We start from the raw sequence: 15,857 nt of genomic DNA, 5'->3' as shown, positions 1-15,857 counted from the left end.
TGCCCCGCTTATCCTTCGTCCACGCCTTTTTGACAAGAGACAACAAACTCCATGGAAAAGTCATCGCTATAGCGGACGAAACCGTTCCTCATGTTCGAATTAACGGATGTTCTCGTTGCAACACCGGGCCTTGCTCCTGTAAGCGACGGAGATCAGATAACATTCACTTCAGGAGCAGGGTCCGTGGCTGGCGATAACGACGATTACATTTATGATGAAGCGACCGGCGAATGGCGCCCCGCCTCCGAAGTGGCAGCTGCCGCCGCTCAGGCATCGGAGGTCCGTGATGCTTCCGGCAATCTTTTGCAGGATGGCGATTCCGTCACCCTCATCAAGGATCTGAAGGTCAAGGGCGCTGGCCAGACGCTGAAACAGGGCACCGTCATCAAGTCGATCCGCCTTACGGACAATCCGGAAGAGATCGATTGCCGTCACGACGCGATCAAGGGACTGGTGCTGCGGACGGAATTCGTCAAGAAGCGTTGATGATCGGCGGGCCGGGCGAAAACCCGGCCTGTATTCCCTGGGCGGCAGCCCTGGACGCCGGGCCAAGCGCCGGATATTCACCAAAAAAATCTCTGAATGAGCGACGGAATTGCGTTTCTCCCGCGTTAAAGATCCATCGATTGAGCTGTCCTATCTCATCTTCGGGAGAAAATTTGATCCGCCTCACCTTGATGCTTCCCAGGTCCTTGCGCATTTTGACCTCCAATGAGGCAAAAAAGAGTAGTCGTGTGCGCGAAGCTGCCCGAGTTGCAGTGGATGGGTTGCGGTGAAGAGGACATGACCGACGATCCCGATGAAGAGTTGGTCAAACAGGTTGCGGCGGGCGATCAGGCCGCGATGCGGACCATGGTGGCGCGCAAGCTGCCGCGTTTTCTGGCGCTTGCCAATCGCATGCTCGCTGACCCGGCGGAGGCGGAGGATGTGGCGCAGGAAACCTTTCTGCGCATCTGGAAACATGCCGGTGGCTGGCGGCAAGGCCGTGCCCGCTTCGATACCTGGGCGCACCGTGTGGCAATAAACCTTTGCTACGACCGGCTGCGCAAGCGGCGCGACGTGCTGATGGCCGAGCCTCCCGACCGGATGGACGAAGCGCCTCTGCCCGATGCCGGGCTGACGGGACATGAAGCAGACAGCCAGCGGGTCAATGCGGCCTTGCAGGCGCTCGCCCCCCGGCAACGGGAGGCAATTGTCCTGGTTTACTATCAGGACATGTCGAACCTGGAGGCTGCCAGTGTGATGCAGATCAGCGTCGATGCGCTGGAAAGCCTTTTGGCGCGTGGACGACGGTCTTTGCAGAAGACTCTGACCGGAGATGGCCTGAACGGAGATGGGAATGAGTGACGACAGCAAGCAAGGCATGGATGCGGAACGGTTTCGCGCGCTTGTCGAAGCCTATGGCGGCGACCGCAGCCGCTGGCCTGAAGACCGGCGCGGTGCGGCAGATATTTTTGCCGCAACTGAAGCCGGTCGCGCCATGGTGGAGGAGGCGTCCCGCCTGGATGCGTTTCTCGCCCTGTCAGCCCCACCCTCTGCGTCCTCTGCCCTGACAGGCCGCATCCTGCAATCGGCAGACAAGCGCGTCACACTGCGCCGCAGGCTGCATCGCTGGCTGGTCGGCGCGGGGCTTCTCGGCATCGGCCTTGCGGGCGGCCTCACCGGGGCGCTGGCGGTTGCAATAGTTGCACCGCCCACCCAGATCCCGATGACCGACACCGCGACGGCGTTTGGCAATATCATGACCGAAGGCGAGATTGCCCAGGAGATACGATGACGGAACACGGTTTCAAGCGGCTGGCCATCGGCCTTCTGGTGCTCAACACCTTCCTGATCTGCGCCCTTGCCGGGGCCGGTTTTTTCTATCTCTATGACAATGCAGCGGTGCCGCCTTCGCGTCTGCCGCTGGCGGGCGAACAACTGCCTTCAAAATTGCGCGGCGAGTTTCAAAAGGCCCTGAACGATGCGCGCCGTGATGTGCGCTCCACAGGACTAGAAGCACGCCAAGCACGTGTTGAGGCCGCAGCCCTGATGGGCAAGCCGGATCTCGACGGCGTAGCGCTGGCCGATGCGCTGAAACGCGCCCGCGAGGCCGAATATGCGGTGCGGGCTGCCACCGAGCAGAAGGCGATCGATTTCGTAGCCACCCTGTCGGTCGATGAACGCCGCCGTCTGGCGGACGGATTGATCCAGCGGGAGGCACCACGGCCTGCCACGAAATGATCATATTTCAAAAGCGACGGATTTGAACCTATAGCGACGTTGAAAGGCCGATGATGAAACGGAGTTCATATCGGCCATGTCCAATTCCAACGATGTCGATGCCGCATTGGCGCTCTGGCGCTTCGGCCTTGGCGCTGCGGATGGCGGGATCACCGCCATCAAGGATGCCCCCCGCGATCTCTTAAAGGAAGAGATCACGGAGCGTGCTGTGCCAACACCAGTCGGGGCGCAATTGCGCTCCAGTTCCGATCTGCTGGTAGCGCTTTACGACTACCAAAAGCAGGTCAAAGCCGAGCGCGACAAACAACCCGCAGCCGGTGCCATGGCGGGTGCTGCCATGGCTGGCGCGAATGCGATGCAGGGCGCGGGCGGCCCGTCCCAAGCTGCTGGCATGCAAGGCAATGCTATGCAGGGCAATGGCATGCAGGCGGGCGCCATGCCGCCCCAGCCGCAACCACAATCCCAGGCCCAACCCCAGTCCATGGACAAAAAGCCGGAAATGCCGGTTTCCAAGCGTCCCTATTTTCCCCAGCAGATCCTGCTTGCGGAGGCCGATGCCCGTTTCAACGGAACGATCCACCAACCGTTGATCGGCTTTGGCGAACGGCTGGCGATGTTCTGGGCCAACCATTTTTCGGTGGCGATCAGCAAGGGTGGCGAAGTGCATATTCTGGCTGGCGCGTTCGAGCGGGAAGCCATCCGTCCCCATGTCTTTGGGAGGTTCGAAGACATGCTGCTGGCGGTCGAAACCCATCCGGCCATGCTGGTTTTCCTCGATAACCAGCAATCCATCGGCCCGACCTCGCCCGCCAACAAGAACGGCAAGCGGGGCCTGAATGAAAATCTTGCCCGCGAGATCATGGAACTGCACACGCTCGGCGTCGATGGCGGCTATAGCCAGGCAGATGTGACATCGCTGGCGCGGATCATCACCGGCTGGACATTCTACCGCGATGAAAAGCGCCCAGGCCCACAAGGCAAATTCATCTTCAACGCCAACGCCCATGAACCGGGCGACCACACGGTGATGGGCATGACCTATGCCGAGGGCAATGTGGAACAGGGCCGCACCGCCTTGCGCGATCTGGCTCGCCACCCGGCAACCGCCAGACATATTGCAATGAAACTTGTCCGCTATTTCGTCGCCGACCAGCCGCCACCGGCCCTGGTGACGAAACTCGCCGCCGCCTATACAAAGTCACAGGGCGACCTTTCGGCTGTCTATACAGCCCTTGTCGAGGCCGACGAAGCCTGGAATCCGACACTGACGAAGATGCGCATGCCACAGGATTATGTGGCGGCGATGCTGCGCACCAGCGGGATCAAGCCGAAGCCGGAGCAGATCATTTCCATGCTGAATGCGCTTGGTCAGCCGCTGTGGAACCCCGCCGGTCCCAACGGTTTTTCCGACGTTACCGATGCCTGGGCCTCGTCGGAATCGCTGGCGACCCGTATCGATGCCGCCAACCTGTTTGCCCATCAGATCCAGGGGCAGGTCGACCCCCGTGCCTTTGCCGGTGACCGGCTGGGGCCGCTTCTCACCGCCGACACCCTGCAAGCGATTTCCCGGGCGGAAACCCGACCGCAGGGCCTGTCGATTGCCTTCCTTTCCCCCGAATTTCAGAGGCGTTGAACCATGCTGTGCGAAAACCTCTCCCCCATCCGCCGCGCCGTTCTCGGCACATCCGGCGCCTTGTTTGCCTGGGCCTTCATGCCCCGCTTTGCTCATGCGGCTGGCGGGCGCGATCCGCGCTTCGTCACCATCATCCTGCGCGGCGCGCTGGATGGGCTGACCGCCGTACCGCCCATCGGTGATCCCGATTATGAAGGCCTGCGCCAGTCGATTGCGCTCAGGCTGGATGGAGATAAGCCGGTGCTGCCGCTCGACGGCTTTTTCGGATTGCACCCCTCGATGCCGAATTTCCAACGCCTGTTCCGCGCCAATCAGGCCGCCGTGGTGCATGCCAGTGCCACCGCCTACCGTGAGCGCTCGCATTTCGATGGACAGGATGTGCTGGAATCCGGCTTTCCGACCCCGGGCCATGTCGAAACCGGCTGGATGAACCGCCTGCTTGAAGGACTGCCAGCCGGTGACAAGATCGTTCCCGGTGCGGCAGAGCGGGTGCAAGGGCTTTCCGTTGGGGCAACCGCACCCCTCGTCATTCGCGGCAAGGCACCGGTGCTCGGCTGGGCGCCGTCCGTGCTCAGACCCGCTGACGGCGATCTTGCGCCGCGCCTGATGGATCTTTATGGCCGCACGGACCCAATGCTCTCGAAACTTTTGATCGAAGGCATCCAGACCGGCAAGATCGCATCCGGCCTCGACATGAAATCAAAGGGCGGCCCCGGCGACCCTAACGGCATGGAGCAGATGGCTCGCGGCGCTGCCCGGTTGCTGGCCCAACCGGATGGCCCGCGTGTGGCGGCGCTGGCTTTTGAGGGATGGGACACCCACGCGCAGGAAATCGACCGGCTGGCAAAGCTTCTGGCTGGCCTGGACAATTCGATTGCCGCTTTCGAGCAGGAACTTGGACCCGCATGGAAGGATACGGCGATCATCGTTGCAACGGAGTTCGGTCGCACGGCACGCATCAACGGCACTGACGGAACCGACCACGGCACCGGCACGACCGCCTTCCTCGCTGGCGGTGCCGTACGGGGTGGCCGCGTCATCACCGATTGGCCGGGCCTCAAGCAGAACCAACTGTTCGAAGGCCGCGATCTGGCCGCCACCACCGACATCCGCGCCGTGATCAAAGGCATGGCGGTCGATCTTCTCGGTGCCAGTGCTGGTCATCTGGCAAGTGTTGTGTTTCCAGGCTCGGAGAGTGTTCAGCCGATGAAGGGCCTCATCGTATAAAACCAGAGATCTACAGCACGAGAGTCTGGCAGGTTCCATGCTCCCCTGAAAGACTTTCGTGCCGAGACTCGACCAGGCCTTTATCACGCCAGAACGTGGTGAGGCGCTCAAAAACCACCTGTCAGGTTGATATCGGTTGCGTATGTCCGATCTCGGGCAAGTCCGGCATCGACTTGCCCAAAATCCACCGCGTTAGAGGCTTGGGCAAAATATGGGCGAGCCGGATTAACCAGCGCATGGTGAAAGGGAAGAGATAATCCGCCTTCTCATGTCTCAGCGCATAGAGGATATGATCAACGGCCTTGTCCGCCGAAATCTCAAGAGGCGCAGGCATCCCGTCACCAGCCGTTGCCTCGGTGGCGACAAACCCCGGATAGATGGTGGTGAACGTGATGCCATAGCGGGCAAATTCGATGCGGCAGGTGTCGATGAGCAGCATCGCCGCTCCCTTGGCTGCTGAATAAGGGCCTTGAAGCGGCACGCCGAGAAACCCGGCTAACGAATTGGTATGGGCGACATAGCCGCCGCCCTGTCGCATCATCTGCTTCAAAACCGGGAAGATATAATTGACCACAACATCATAATTCAAACGCATGCAGGCGTTAACCTCAACGGCACTCATCAGCCGCATATCCAGGGCAGGTGCACCGCCTGCGTTAAGATAGATCATGTCGATCCGGCCATAGTGATCGATCACCGTTTTCACCACCTCGGCAGCCGCCGCCGCATCGGTTGCATCAGCCGCGATGGCCAGGCACTCGCCACCGGCGCTAATGATATCCTCGGACAATTCGATGAGCATCGGCTCACGCCGCGCCGTAACGATCACCTTGGCACCCTCGCCTGCAAGCCGCAGGGCAAGCAGCCGCCCCATGCCGGAGGAAGCGCCGACGATCAAAATAACCTTCCCTGAGAAATGCATGATCGATCTCCTACCTGATGACTGCATCATTCCTTAAATCGGTTTCGGCTTGGCATTACGCCATCGCGGCACGCTGTTGCGCCCAACCGCGATAATGATCCGCCATCGTCTGTTCGAATGGCCGGTAGACGATACCCAACTCAGATTGGCTGCGCCGGTTATCCAGAGCAAAGCGAATGCCGAGATGGTTGGTCATATATGCCTGCGTCAGGCCAAACAGCGGCCCGATCAGCCGGACCACCGGATTGGGGATCTGCCAGGAAGGCAAGAGATAAGGTTTCGGATGAAATCGGCGTGCATAACCGGCGATTTCCAGGAAGGTCCGGGTATGGTTTTCCGCCAGAATATAACGCCCTTTTGCGTCAGGGTTCAGCGCCGCCCGAATATGGGCCTGCGCCACGTCGCGAACATCCACACATGCGAGACTGAGATCCGGCATGCCGTAGAAAAAACATCCCTTGAACATCTCGTCCAGCAGAAAGAGCGAGCCAGATTCGGAGGCGGGCGTCAAGGAAGGGCCGAGGATCATGCCGGGATTGATGGTCGTCAGGCTCCAGCGGTTTTGCTCCCCCTGGATCTTCCAGGCTTCTTTTTCCGCCAGAACCTTGGAATAATGGTAGGGGTTATTTTGAACATTGCTTGACGTATTGAAATAGTCCTCGGCAACCGTGTTATTCTTCATCGATCGGACATCGATATAATCGCCAAAGATGGCACCAATTGTCGATGTCATCACCACGCGCCGGACACTTTCAGTCCTGTTGACGCTGCCAAGAACATTCCGGGTGCCTTGAAGGGCAGGTTCCACCATTTCACGCTGCCCATCCTTGATTTTTTCCGGCAGCTTGAAAGGCGATGCGACGTGGAAAACAATCGCGCAGCCAGCCATTGCGGCATCGAAAGAACCAGGGGTCAGAAGGTCGGCCTCATAGAGCGTCAACCTCCCCGGAAAGCGGGCCTGCATATCGGTCAACGGCCTGGTCTTGGCCACATTGCGCAGGCTTCTGACCGTGGTATGCACAGTGGCATCCATTTCAAGAAGCTGGAGAATGACATGGCTGGCGACAAATCCGCTCCCACCCGTGACGAGCATGGTCTCTTGCATTCTGAACCCCTATATTTTTATGGGTAATATCGTAACAGATGGAAGAAACGCTTCGAAATATCTGACTTCCTGCTTGGCCTGAGCTGATCAAAAAATGACCTCAAAAGATCCTCTGCGGACGGTCCGGCACGGCAAAAGACAGCTTTCTCGCAGCAATCGCACCATTGCCCTGCCGCCCGCCATGATTGGAAAGCCGGTGGCGCGCTTCATTCAGTATCCAGCCTTCATGATCGATCTTTCTCCGCGAAGATGCCGGTCTGCCGCCTCCTTCTGATCTTTCTTCAGACGACCATTGGCAATGAACCTGATCAGCCATGGGATCTGCTTGACCTTGACCGTGGCACTGTGCGCGAGAATGAAGCATTCAGCACATTTTTCGAGGATCTCGATATTCAGCAGCAGGCGCTCAAGCCCCATGCCAAAGCACAGCGCCATGTCATCCAGGCAATAGGCATTGGCGCCGTTCGACAAGGCCTTTGTCGGGTCATCGGTCGAGCACATGCCCAAACGCTTTGCCTCAAGACCCAGATGACGGATCTGCTCATCAAAAATCGCCGGCATGGAAAGGTCGAGACGCGCCAGCGCTGATGTCCAGGTCAACCCGCCGGAGGCAATGGCACCCACATCCGGCCGGGCGCGATAGATGCGATGATGCAAGTCCTGCGGTGTCGCCGAAAGGCTTGTCCATTCGAATGCATCCGGCACGTCCTGCCCGGAGTTGATGCGGACACTCACAAAGGCGTTTTGTTCGGGAATACGCTGCGACAGCACATCACCCGGTTTGAGAAGCCCTTTTCCCGCCAGTCGGGCTGCCGCCCGGCCAAGAGCCTCTTCGATATAGGCATTATCGACTTTCATAAGCATGTCACACCAAACGGAAAACGGTTTCAAAACGCTCAAGGGCATCGTCGATCACCTCATCGGTGTCCGCCATACTGGTATAGATGCGGCTACCCACCAGGGTCAGGATGCCGTGGGCCATATAGGCTGCCCCCATCTCTTCCATCAGGTGTTTGCGGGGATTGGCTTCGCGCATCAGCTTGATCGGGTTGCGCATGCTCATCAACAGCACGGCGGACGTCTGCAGATGAACGATGGAGCCCATATTATAGACCACATAGGGAAGGCCGAGCCGGTTGAGGATTTCCTTCAAGCCCTTGGCCAGCCGGTCGCCAGCTCGTCCGGCAACAACCGGCGCATTGGTGCGCGCCATTTCCTCGATTGCATAGTAACCAGCAACGCAAGACAATGGATTGGCCGAAAGCGTGCCGCCGACAAAGGCGCGCTTACTCGAGGTGCCGATACCCCCGACCAGCGTCATCATGATATCCTTGCGACCGCCGATCCCGCCAGCCATCAGATAACCACCGGTGAGGCACTTGCCGAACACTGTGATATCGGGCGTCACGTTGAAATAGCCTTGCGCACCACCCATGCCGACACGAAAACCGGTGACAACTTCGTCGAAGATCAGCAAAGCGCCGAATTCGTCGCAGAGTTTGCGAACTTCGCGGTTGTATTCAGGCGTCACAGGCCGCGTGCCGCTTTCCGGCCCCAGAGGCTCGAGAATAACCGCTGCCGTGCCACCGCGAATACGGTTCAGCATCAGCTTTCGCCGGAGCGTGCCAATCTCATTGGGGAAAACTTCCTGGGTATAGCCGGTAACGCCTTTGGGAATGCCCGTTGCTTCGCGCCGACCGGTGCCAGGCACCCGCATGCCATAGACCATCTGGTCGCTCCAGCCATGATAGTCGCCGCCAACCTTGATCACCCATTTTTTGCCGGTATGAGCACGGGCTAAGCGGATGGCCCCCATGCAGGCTTCCGTGCCGGAACCGAGCATGCGGAACATTTCAATGCCCGGCATGAATTTGCGGATAATCTCGGCCAGCTTAAATTCGTATTCGTGAAGCAGGCCCGTCACCGGACCGCATTCGTCGATCAGTTGATGCACTTTTTCACGCACTGGCAGATAGTTGGAGCCAAGCAATGTCGGGCCGCCCGCCTGCAAAAAGTCGGTATAGCGATTGCCATCCGCATCCCACATATAGGCGCCATCGACTTTGGTGGCTGCAATGGGAAACGGATAATTGAAGGCGAGATTATGCTGGACCCCGCCCGGAATAACCTCCGCCGCCCGTGCGGCCCAGGCCTTCGAGGTCTGGCATTTCTGTTCGAAATAATCGAGCACCTTGGGCATATTGGACTTGGAAATGCCTTTGGGTGGTTGCTTCAGCAGCGCATTCAGCCGGTCCATGAGGTCTTTATTATCCGGCCAGGCCCTGATGCTGTAGGAAAGTTCTGCGTTACGAGCTGCCATGTTCATTTCAAGCTCCCTTGGTCTCAGCCTTGTCCAGAACGTTCAGAATGAACGCCTGGAGTTGCCGATCGAGGTTGACGTGTTTGTTGATGCGGTCGCGAAGGTGGGCGGCGGCGGCGGCTTCGATCTTGCGGATCATGCCTGCTGCGGTCTTGAGATCAGCCCCTGCACAGATGACGCCGTGGCTGGCCAGAAGATACGCAAAGATGTCAGGCCGCAGAGACTTCGCAAAAATCTTTGCCAGCATTCCCGTACCCGACGGCCTGTAGGGAATAAGTGCGACAAGGGGTCCAAGCGCCCCAAGATCGCTGCCCCTTGGCCAGGGCAGGCTTTCATGCAGCAGCGCAACGGCGCTTGCTATGGGCTGATGTGTATGAACGCTGGCATGACGGTTAGGATGCATAAGGAGCATCCTGGCATGCAGTCCTTTTTCAATGGTCGGCGTCTTGTCGCCCTCGACAATATCGAGGGTCTCGATATCAAGGATCACCACGTCTTTCGCCTCGACCGTGGAGTAGTCGGAGGCCGAGGGGGTGACCGCCATCAATTTTCTATCGACGCGGACGCCGATATTGCCGCCGGTTCCGGCAAAATAGCCATTATCCGCGAAATAGCGGCTCATATCGGCAATCTCCTGCCGCTGGGCCATGAATTTAGCCATGAATCTTGCCCTTTGATCCGTTTAGACGTTTGTAAAGCGGCGCCAGGCGCCGATGGAGTTCCGTGAAGATACCGAAGCGCTCGTCGTAGAGCCTCTGCGTTGCCGGATCAGGCTCATAGATCCGGTCGATCACCACATGGCGCGCGACATCATCGAACTGGAGGAGGCCGAGCCCCACAGCCCCGATGAAGGCCGCACCGCGGGCATTGGCTTTCATCGGATCATGCGGCTGGCGGATCTGGACACCCAGAACATCCGCGAAGATCTGGCACCAGGCCGGCGACATTGCGCCACCGCCGATCATGGTGATTGCCTCAGGCCTGCGACCGAGAAATCGCGAGACCGGCTTCATCATCCAGCGTGTATTGAGCGCCACGCCTTCGAAGACCGCCCTCACCAGCGTCTCGCGGTTATGCTCCATGCTCATGTTGAAGATACCGGCCCGAAGGGTCGGATCATCCACCGGGCAGCGTTCGCCGAAAAGCCAGGGCAGATACATCATGCCAGCCGCTCCCGCAGGGGTGCGGGCGGCAATCTCATCGAGAAGCCTGTAGGTGTCCGGGGTCGGTTCGGAATCGATCAGGCCATCGTCATGGAAGACGATCCGGTCCTTCAGGAAGGCGATATTACTCGCGCCGCTCGATTGCATGGCGATCATCAGGTATTTCGATGGCACCGGACAAGGAACCGATGTGATCTGGTCCATGACACTGGTTTTCTTGAAAGGCACATGGGCCGAGATCCAGGACGATGACCCCATGTAGAGATGGGCGTCATAATCGGCCAGCGTTCCAGCGCCGATGGCGGCGGCTGAATTGTCGATGGCACCGGCCACGACAGGCGTTTTCGGCGATAGGCCCAACAGATCGGCAACCGAAGGAAGCAGGGTTCCAACGATATCCGTACACCTGACGAGATCGGGAAATTTCGCCTTGTCGATCCCGCTGGCACCGATCAACCCGTCATCATAGCGGATATGGTTGACATCGCGGTTGTCCGTCACCCAGGAGGTGAGAATGGAATCCTGCGTGGCGCAAAACCGGCCCGTCAGCCGCAAATTGAAGAAATCGAGAACGTTGAGAAACTTGTAGGTCTTCTCGTAAATATCAGGAAAAGCATCGCGGATCAGCAGCATGTGGCCCGCTGGGTCCTTGCCGGACAAAGCCGGGGCGCCACCACACAGCCTCAACCATTTCTGCAACTTGATCGCATCATAGCCCGCGACCTTCATTGCCCCCCGCATTTCCTTCTTCAGATAGCGGGCGCCGCGCATATCGAGCCAGATAATCGCGTTCATCAGCACATTGCCATCACGGTCAACGGCAACGGTTCCCTCCCCTTGCGTGGATGAACAGATCGCAACAATATTCTGGCGCAATACCGCACTCTGGCTCAGTACGTCCTGGCTTGCCTCGATGAAGGCGTTCCACCACTGTGAGGGGTCCTGCTCTGCCCCGATCGTGTCGATCACCTGGAGCGGAACCGACCGAAACGCCCAGGCAACCACGTGTCCTGTCGTCGACACCAATCCGACTTTGCAGCCACTGGTGCCAAGATCGATCGATAAGACATATTGGTCAGATTTGGCCATCTCTTGCCGTGCACGCAGCCTGGATACATCCAGGTCGCTCCCCATTTTTATTGGATATTGCACGTATGATAGGGGAAAAAACCGCCGTTTGCGTAGCGGTGAAGCTGTCCTTTGAGGGGTCTTTCCCGGTCAAATAGGCGATAGATCCGCACGAAGCGCACCGGGCGTGGTGCCGGTCCAACGTCGGAAGGCGCGCCGAAAATTATGAGGGTCCGAAAATCCGACCGCAAAGGCGATCTGCTCGACAGACATGTTCCTGTTGCCTAACAGTTCGAGCGTGCGGTTCTTGCGAAGATCATCCAGAAGCGATTGGAAGGAAACCCCGCTCTCGGCAAGTCTGCGACGCAAGGTGCGCTCGCTCATACCAAGCGCACGGGCCACCTTGGAAATATGCGTGCGACTATGCAGTTTCTGCCGGAGAACCCTTTCGACGGATTCGATGATTTCAGCCGCCTCGCGGCTTCTGGCCCGGTTATAGGCCATGAATTCAAGGAGTTGGCGGTGGCTAAGAGGATCGGAGGTCAGCAGCGGCTGCTTGTACCAGGCGGCATCGTAGATGAAGGCGTTTTCCATCTGGCCAAATCGGACCGGACAGCCGAAAACCCGTTGATAGGCTTCCGTATGCGCTGGCGCCGGGTAAGCAAAATCGATCCGGACCGGCTTGAACCCCTCCCCGACAAGGCCGTGTGCGACCCCCATGAAGCTGGCAAAAGCTTCTTCCACCAGGAAAACATAGATGTCGGGATCGTGAAAACGGCTCGCCGCCGTGACGACGACACCCTCCGGACTTTCCCTGGTGTCGAATTCCAGCATGCTGCCGGTATCTTTTTGCAGATCGAGACCGAGCTTAACCGCATCACCCACAGTCGCTGCCGTTATCATCACATAACCGACAAGGCCGACAGAGGTAATCTTTTCGCGAATCCCGGTTTCCAGTCCAAGCGCCTTGCCCCTGGTCATTTTCATGGCGCGCAGGATCGCCTCGCGTCCCTGGCGAAAAGAAACCCGACAGGCTGGGTCGGCGAGATCCTCCATGGGAATGCCGAGGCCCGCCGTTAATCGCGAGGCGTCGAGACCAAAATCCGTGAGCGTCATCACGAGGCTGCGAATGAGAAACGCCGGGATATTGGCAGTTACGTAACGCGCATCGACTGTCTTCATCAGACCCCCCTTATGACTTATCCTTCACGTCCATTTCTGCTGCGACAGCCATGCCAGCATCCTGTTCCATTCTCCTCCAACAGAGCCGGTTATGGCCGGAAATAGCAGGGATTATGCGACATTTGCCCCAACCGTACAATATTTCCTGCCAGCAACTGGCTATTCACGCCGAGTATAGCCGCTGCGCAAAGCATGAAATACAAAGACACCTTCATGACAGCAGTCAATGCCGGGGCGGCCCTGGGAGACAGATTGGCCGGATATGACACCACAGTGTCCCCGAACTCCCTTGTGATGCGGTGTCGTCCTCCTATTCTAAATGTCACCGCGCTCTTCAAGGGCCGGACAATAAGAACAGGCGGAACATTGGGTAAGCGAAAAGCGACCCGGCCTCTCTAGGGATCAACCTCTCGGAGGGCCAACCTCTCTGGGAGAATGACGATGCTTTTGTGGATACTCGGCTTGAGTGCTGCCTATGCGGTCGCGCTGAATGGGACAATGGTCATGCCCGTCGTCGTTCTGTCGATAAGCAAACTGGCCGGCTATAGCGAAGCCATGGCGACAATCGTCGCCAGTGCGGAACTCGCAGGTATTGCGTTTTACGGGATATTCCTCGCCAAACTGGCCCTCAGATCATGGAAAGCAGTGGCGATTGGCGGCATTGTCGCGGTCATGGCCGGCGAAGCACTGAGTTTCTGGCTTCATAACCCTTACAGTCTTGCCACCGCAAGATTCGCAACCGGTCTGGGGGAAGGCGCCTTGTTCAGCCTCGTTTCGATGAGCCTCGCCTCGCTTGCCAATGCTGAGAGATACTGGGGGGCGCTTAGCCTGATTGGCGGAACTGCCATGGGACTGCTGCTTTTTGTGGTGTCGCTCATGCCACCGGACGACGCGGGAGCACCCGTCTTTCTCATGCTGGGTGCGTTCACCGCCATTCTGGCGCCACTCCTTGTGTTCGTCGCCAGGCGCTCAACCCTGCTTCCTGTGGCAAGCCATCATGCCAAACTCAACAATGGGAAAATGCTGCTTGCAATGATGGTTGTATTTCTCGTTTATGGGGTACAGGCGGTACAATGGGCAGTCTGCGGTTATGTGGGGGAAAAAGTGGGGCTCAGCAATGGTGAAGTTGGCTTCTATCTGGCCCTATCGTCGCTGGTGGGCTTCCTGGGTGCGATCATTCCTTCTTTCACCCATGACAAGGCCAAAAGACTGCCAGCCGTGCTGCTGGGTTTCCTGATCATGGCGCTATCGATCTATTTCCTGTTCACCATGCTAACACCCCTGATTTTCGTCATGACACAGGTTCTGGTCAATATCGGTTTCTATATCGTGACCCCGTTTATCACAGGTATACTGACCGAAAACGACCCCGACGGGTCCGTGATGTCACGAACGTTAGTGGTCGCCATAGTGGGGGCCACGCTGGGAACCGCAATTGCCGGGCCAATCTTTGAAGGCTACGATTCAAGCCTTTTCGCCTGGTCCTGTCTCCTGCCCCTAGCAATCGCGGCGATCTTTGCTGCAATCATCTTTGGCCAACTGCACCGCAGCTTTCCAGCGACTGTCGCCAATAAATAGCGGAGTGAACCTTGTTCGATATGGCCATTGAAACTCTACAGCCTGTTCTGGAACGCCAGCGTCAATCCTTCCAGCATGACATGTATCCTTCACTGTCCTTGCGTCTGGACCGGCTGAACCGGATCGGCCGATTGCTGAAGGAGAACCGGCAAGCGTTATGCGACGTGGTTTCTCGCGATTTTGGTCATAGGTCCCAGCATGAAACGGTACAGTTGGAGATTGCTCCGCTGATGGGCGCGCTTCGCCACACACGGTCCCATCTGCGCAAATGGATGCAGCCCGAACGCCGCGGGCGCTCGATTGAGTTTCTCCAGCTTGCAAATTGGGTTCAATACCAGCCGCTCGGGGTGATTGGTATTATGGTGCCGTGGAATTATCCGCTTCTACTGGCTCTTGGGCCACTGATTGACATTCTGGCTGCGGGAAACCGGGCGATCATCAAGCCATCGGAATTGCTGCCGGAAACCTCTGCTCTTCTTTCCAAACTTATCGAGAGATATTTTACCCCCGAAGAGGTCGCCGTAGTCCAGGGTGGAGTGGAAATTGCATCCGCCTTTTCTGCCCTGTCGTTCGATCATCTAATTTTCACCGGCTCAACAGCGGTCGGCCGCAAGGTTATGGCGTCAGCGGCAGCTAACCTGACACCGCTCACCCTGGAACTTGGCGGCAAGTCGCCCGCACTCATCGCCCCGGATTATCCTATTGCCGATGCAGCCCGTGACATCGCCTTCGGAAAACTGATGAATGCGGGCCAAACTTGCATTGCACCGGACTATGTTCTGGTCGAGAAATCAAAACTTGGAGACCTTGCATCCGCGCTGATCTCTCAGGCAGAGGCTTTTTATCCACGACAGGCGGGGCAGGAACAGTATTCAAGCCTTGTCGGCGCTCGAGCGCATGAACGGTTGGTCAAAGGCATTGAGGAATGCCGCACCCGTGGGGCCAAACTCATCACTGCTGATATCGCCATGCCCACTCAAGGGCGCGTGATCGCACCCACGCTGGTGATCGATCCGCCTGCCGACTGCTTGCTGATGGAGGAGGAAATATTCGGGCCGGTCCTGCCCCTTATTCCCTATGAGGATTTTGATTCCGCGTTGAAATTTGTCCGCGAGCGCCCGCGCCCTCTGGCGCTCTATATCTTCACGGGAAACCGGCAGACCGAGAAAAAAGCACTGACGAACACGATTTCCGGCAATGTCACCATCAATGGGACGCTGCTGCATATCGCTCAAAACGACCTGCCGTTTGGCGGTATCGGGCCAAGCGGCATGGGGGCCTATCACGGCCATGAGGGCTTCAAGCGCTTTTCGCACGCCCGCGGCATTGCGAAAGTCCGTCTTTTCAATCCTGCACGCCTCGCTATGCCGCCTTACGGACGCATGGCCAAGTGGCTGGCTAGGTTTATGATGCGCGGCTAACACCAACAGGGATTG

16 protein-coding genes are annotated in these 15,857 nt (G+C 58.1%); 8 read left to right on the top strand and 8 right to left on the bottom strand.

What is annotated here, in order from left to right; all coding sequences use genetic code 11:
- Positions 1 to 183: 183 nt before the first annotated feature.
- Positions 184 to 486 carry a zinc ribbon domain-containing protein YjdM gene (locus ASB66_RS01820; protein ID WP_060719745.1) on the top strand — a complete coding sequence of 101 codons (303 nt, stop codon included), beginning with the start codon at positions 184 to 186 and terminating at the stop codon, positions 484 to 486.
- Here ASB66_RS01820 and ASB66_RS01815 read toward each other — a convergent pair.
- The gene (locus ASB66_RS01815) at positions 473 to 700 is read right to left on the bottom strand and encodes a hypothetical protein (protein WP_060719544.1); all 228 of its coding nucleotides are present in this window, start codon (positions 698 to 700) and stop codon (positions 473 to 475) included. The two genes, ASB66_RS01820 and ASB66_RS01815, sit on opposite strands and share 14 nt — an antisense overlap.
- A 62-nt stretch (positions 701 to 762) precedes the next feature.
- On the opposite strand from ASB66_RS01815, the gene ASB66_RS01810 reads away from it, so the two are divergent.
- From ASB66_RS01810 to ASB66_RS01790, 5 genes are all read left to right on the top strand, one after another.
- Positions 763 to 1,347, top strand: coding sequence for an RNA polymerase sigma factor (locus ASB66_RS01810; RefSeq protein WP_081089154.1), 585 nt, complete (start codon positions 763 to 765; stop codon positions 1,345 to 1,347).
- Positions 1,340 to 1,777, top strand: a complete 438-nt coding sequence (locus ASB66_RS01805; RefSeq protein WP_060719542.1) for a hypothetical protein — start codon at positions 1,340 to 1,342, stop codon at positions 1,775 to 1,777. The genes ASB66_RS01810 and ASB66_RS01805 overlap by 8 nt, the downstream gene beginning before the upstream one ends.
- On the top strand, positions 1,774 to 2,223 hold the full coding sequence (locus ASB66_RS01800) for a periplasmic heavy metal sensor (RefSeq protein ID WP_070147837.1): 450 nt from the start codon (positions 1,774 to 1,776) through the stop codon (positions 2,221 to 2,223). Before ASB66_RS01805 ends, ASB66_RS01800 begins: the two co-directional genes overlap by 4 nt.
- A gap of 76 nt (positions 2,224 to 2,299) precedes the next feature.
- Positions 2,300 to 3,856 (top strand): DUF1800 domain-containing protein, encoded by a 1,557-nt coding sequence (locus ASB66_RS01795; protein ID WP_060719540.1) that lies wholly within the window; start codon positions 2,300 to 2,302, stop codon positions 3,854 to 3,856.
- A 3-nt stretch (positions 3,857 to 3,859) separates the two neighbouring features.
- Positions 3,860 to 5,083: a DUF1501 domain-containing protein gene (locus ASB66_RS01790; RefSeq protein WP_060719539.1), complete on the top strand. Its 1,224-nt coding sequence runs from the start codon at positions 3,860 to 3,862 to the stop codon at positions 5,081 to 5,083.
- Between the two features lie 121 nt (positions 5,084 to 5,204).
- Here ASB66_RS01790 and ASB66_RS01785 read toward each other — a convergent pair whose 3' ends face one another.
- The 7 genes from ASB66_RS01785 to ASB66_RS01755 all read right to left on the bottom strand — a co-directional run bounded on the left by ASB66_RS01785 (position 5,205) and on the right by ASB66_RS01755 (position 12,843).
- The gene (locus ASB66_RS01785) at positions 5,205 to 6,005 is read right to left on the bottom strand and encodes an SDR family NAD(P)-dependent oxidoreductase (RefSeq protein ID WP_234614272.1); all 801 of its coding nucleotides are present in this window, start codon (positions 6,003 to 6,005) and stop codon (positions 5,205 to 5,207) included.
- 55 nt (positions 6,006 to 6,060) lie between these two features.
- A complete protein-coding gene (locus ASB66_RS01780; RefSeq protein ID WP_060719538.1) occupies positions 6,061 to 7,110 on the bottom strand; it encodes an NAD-dependent epimerase/dehydratase family protein in 1,050 nt (349 codons plus the stop codon).
- Between the two features lie 210 nt (positions 7,111 to 7,320).
- On the bottom strand, positions 7,321 to 7,968 hold the full coding sequence (locus ASB66_RS01775) for a hypothetical protein (protein WP_060719743.1): 648 nt from the start codon (positions 7,966 to 7,968) through the stop codon (positions 7,321 to 7,323).
- A gap of 7 nt (positions 7,969 to 7,975) precedes the next feature.
- A complete protein-coding gene (locus ASB66_RS01770; RefSeq protein WP_114386185.1) occupies positions 7,976 to 9,436 on the bottom strand; it encodes an aspartate aminotransferase family protein in 1,461 nt (486 codons plus the stop codon).
- 1 nt (position 9,437) lies between these two features.
- The gene (locus tag ASB66_RS01765; protein WP_060719536.1) at positions 9,438 to 10,091 is read right to left on the bottom strand and encodes a class II aldolase/adducin family protein; all 654 of its coding nucleotides are present in this window, start codon (positions 10,089 to 10,091) and stop codon (positions 9,438 to 9,440) included.
- The gene (locus ASB66_RS01760; protein WP_060719535.1) at positions 10,084 to 11,682 is read right to left on the bottom strand and encodes a xylulokinase; all 1,599 of its coding nucleotides are present in this window, start codon (positions 11,680 to 11,682) and stop codon (positions 10,084 to 10,086) included. Before ASB66_RS01760 ends, ASB66_RS01765 begins: the two co-directional genes overlap by 8 nt.
- 129 nt (positions 11,683 to 11,811) lie before the next feature.
- A complete protein-coding gene (locus ASB66_RS01755; protein ID WP_060719534.1) occupies positions 11,812 to 12,843 on the bottom strand; it encodes an AraC family transcriptional regulator in 1,032 nt (343 codons plus the stop codon).
- 441 nt (positions 12,844 to 13,284) lie between these two features.
- On the opposite strand from ASB66_RS01755, the gene ASB66_RS01750 reads away from it, so the two are divergent.
- Together ASB66_RS01750 and ASB66_RS01745 are read left to right on the top strand one after the other, a co-directional pair.
- A complete protein-coding gene (locus ASB66_RS01750) occupies positions 13,285 to 14,421 on the top strand; it encodes an MFS transporter (protein ID WP_234614271.1) in 1,137 nt (378 codons plus the stop codon).
- Between the two features lie 20 nt (positions 14,422 to 14,441).
- The gene (locus tag ASB66_RS01745) at positions 14,442 to 15,842 is read left to right on the top strand and encodes a coniferyl aldehyde dehydrogenase (protein ID WP_060719532.1); all 1,401 of its coding nucleotides are present in this window, start codon (positions 14,442 to 14,444) and stop codon (positions 15,840 to 15,842) included.
- Positions 15,843 to 15,857 lie beyond the last annotated feature (15 nt).

This window comes from Gillisella vitis (assembly GCF_001541345.2).
In the GTDB taxonomy this organism is placed as follows: domain Bacteria; phylum Pseudomonadota; class Alphaproteobacteria; order Rhizobiales; family Rhizobiaceae; genus Allorhizobium; species Allorhizobium vitis.
This window is presented reverse-complemented; position numbering and strand designations above follow the sequence as displayed.

What these genes read in the sequence shown, in the direction of transcription:
- ASB66_RS01815 (WP_060719544.1), bottom strand. Translation starts at nt 700, where the DNA reads ATGCGCAAGGACCTGGGAAGCATCAAGGTGAGGCGGATCAAATTTTCT.
- ASB66_RS01810 (WP_081089154.1), top strand. Translation starts at nt 763, where the DNA reads ATGGGTTGCGGTGAAGAGGACATGACCGACGATCCCGATGAAGAGTTG.
- ASB66_RS01805 (WP_060719542.1), top strand. Translation starts at nt 1,340, where the DNA reads ATGAGTGACGACAGCAAGCAAGGCATGGATGCGGAACGGTTTCGCGCG.
- ASB66_RS01800 (WP_070147837.1), top strand. Translation starts at nt 1,774, where the DNA reads ATGACGGAACACGGTTTCAAGCGGCTGGCCATCGGCCTTCTGGTGCTC.
- ASB66_RS01795 (WP_060719540.1), top strand. Translation starts at nt 2,300, where the DNA reads ATGTCCAATTCCAACGATGTCGATGCCGCATTGGCGCTCTGGCGCTTC.
- ASB66_RS01790 (WP_060719539.1), top strand. Translation starts at nt 3,860, where the DNA reads ATGCTGTGCGAAAACCTCTCCCCCATCCGCCGCGCCGTTCTCGGCACA.
- ASB66_RS01785 (WP_234614272.1), bottom strand. Translation starts at nt 6,005, where the DNA reads ATGCATTTCTCAGGGAAGGTTATTTTGATCGTCGGCGCTTCCTCCGGC.
- ASB66_RS01780 (WP_060719538.1), bottom strand. Translation starts at nt 7,110, where the DNA reads ATGCAAGAGACCATGCTCGTCACGGGTGGGAGCGGATTTGTCGCCAGC.
- ASB66_RS01775 (WP_060719743.1), bottom strand. Translation starts at nt 7,968, where the DNA reads ATGAAAGTCGATAATGCCTATATCGAAGAGGCTCTTGGCCGGGCGGCA.
- ASB66_RS01770 (WP_114386185.1), bottom strand. Translation starts at nt 9,436, where the DNA reads ATGAACATGGCAGCTCGTAACGCAGAACTTTCCTACAGCATCAGGGCC.
- ASB66_RS01765 (WP_060719536.1), bottom strand. Translation starts at nt 10,091, where the DNA reads ATGGCTAAATTCATGGCCCAGCGGCAGGAGATTGCCGATATGAGCCGC.
- ASB66_RS01760 (WP_060719535.1), bottom strand. Translation starts at nt 11,682, where the DNA reads ATGGCCAAATCTGACCAATATGTCTTATCGATCGATCTTGGCACCAGT.
- ASB66_RS01755 (WP_060719534.1), bottom strand. Translation starts at nt 12,843, where the DNA reads ATGAAGACAGTCGATGCGCGTTACGTAACTGCCAATATCCCGGCGTTT.
- ASB66_RS01750 (WP_234614271.1), top strand. Translation starts at nt 13,285, where the DNA reads ATGCTTTTGTGGATACTCGGCTTGAGTGCTGCCTATGCGGTCGCGCTG.
- ASB66_RS01745 (WP_060719532.1), top strand. Translation starts at nt 14,442, where the DNA reads ATGGCCATTGAAACTCTACAGCCTGTTCTGGAACGCCAGCGTCAATCC.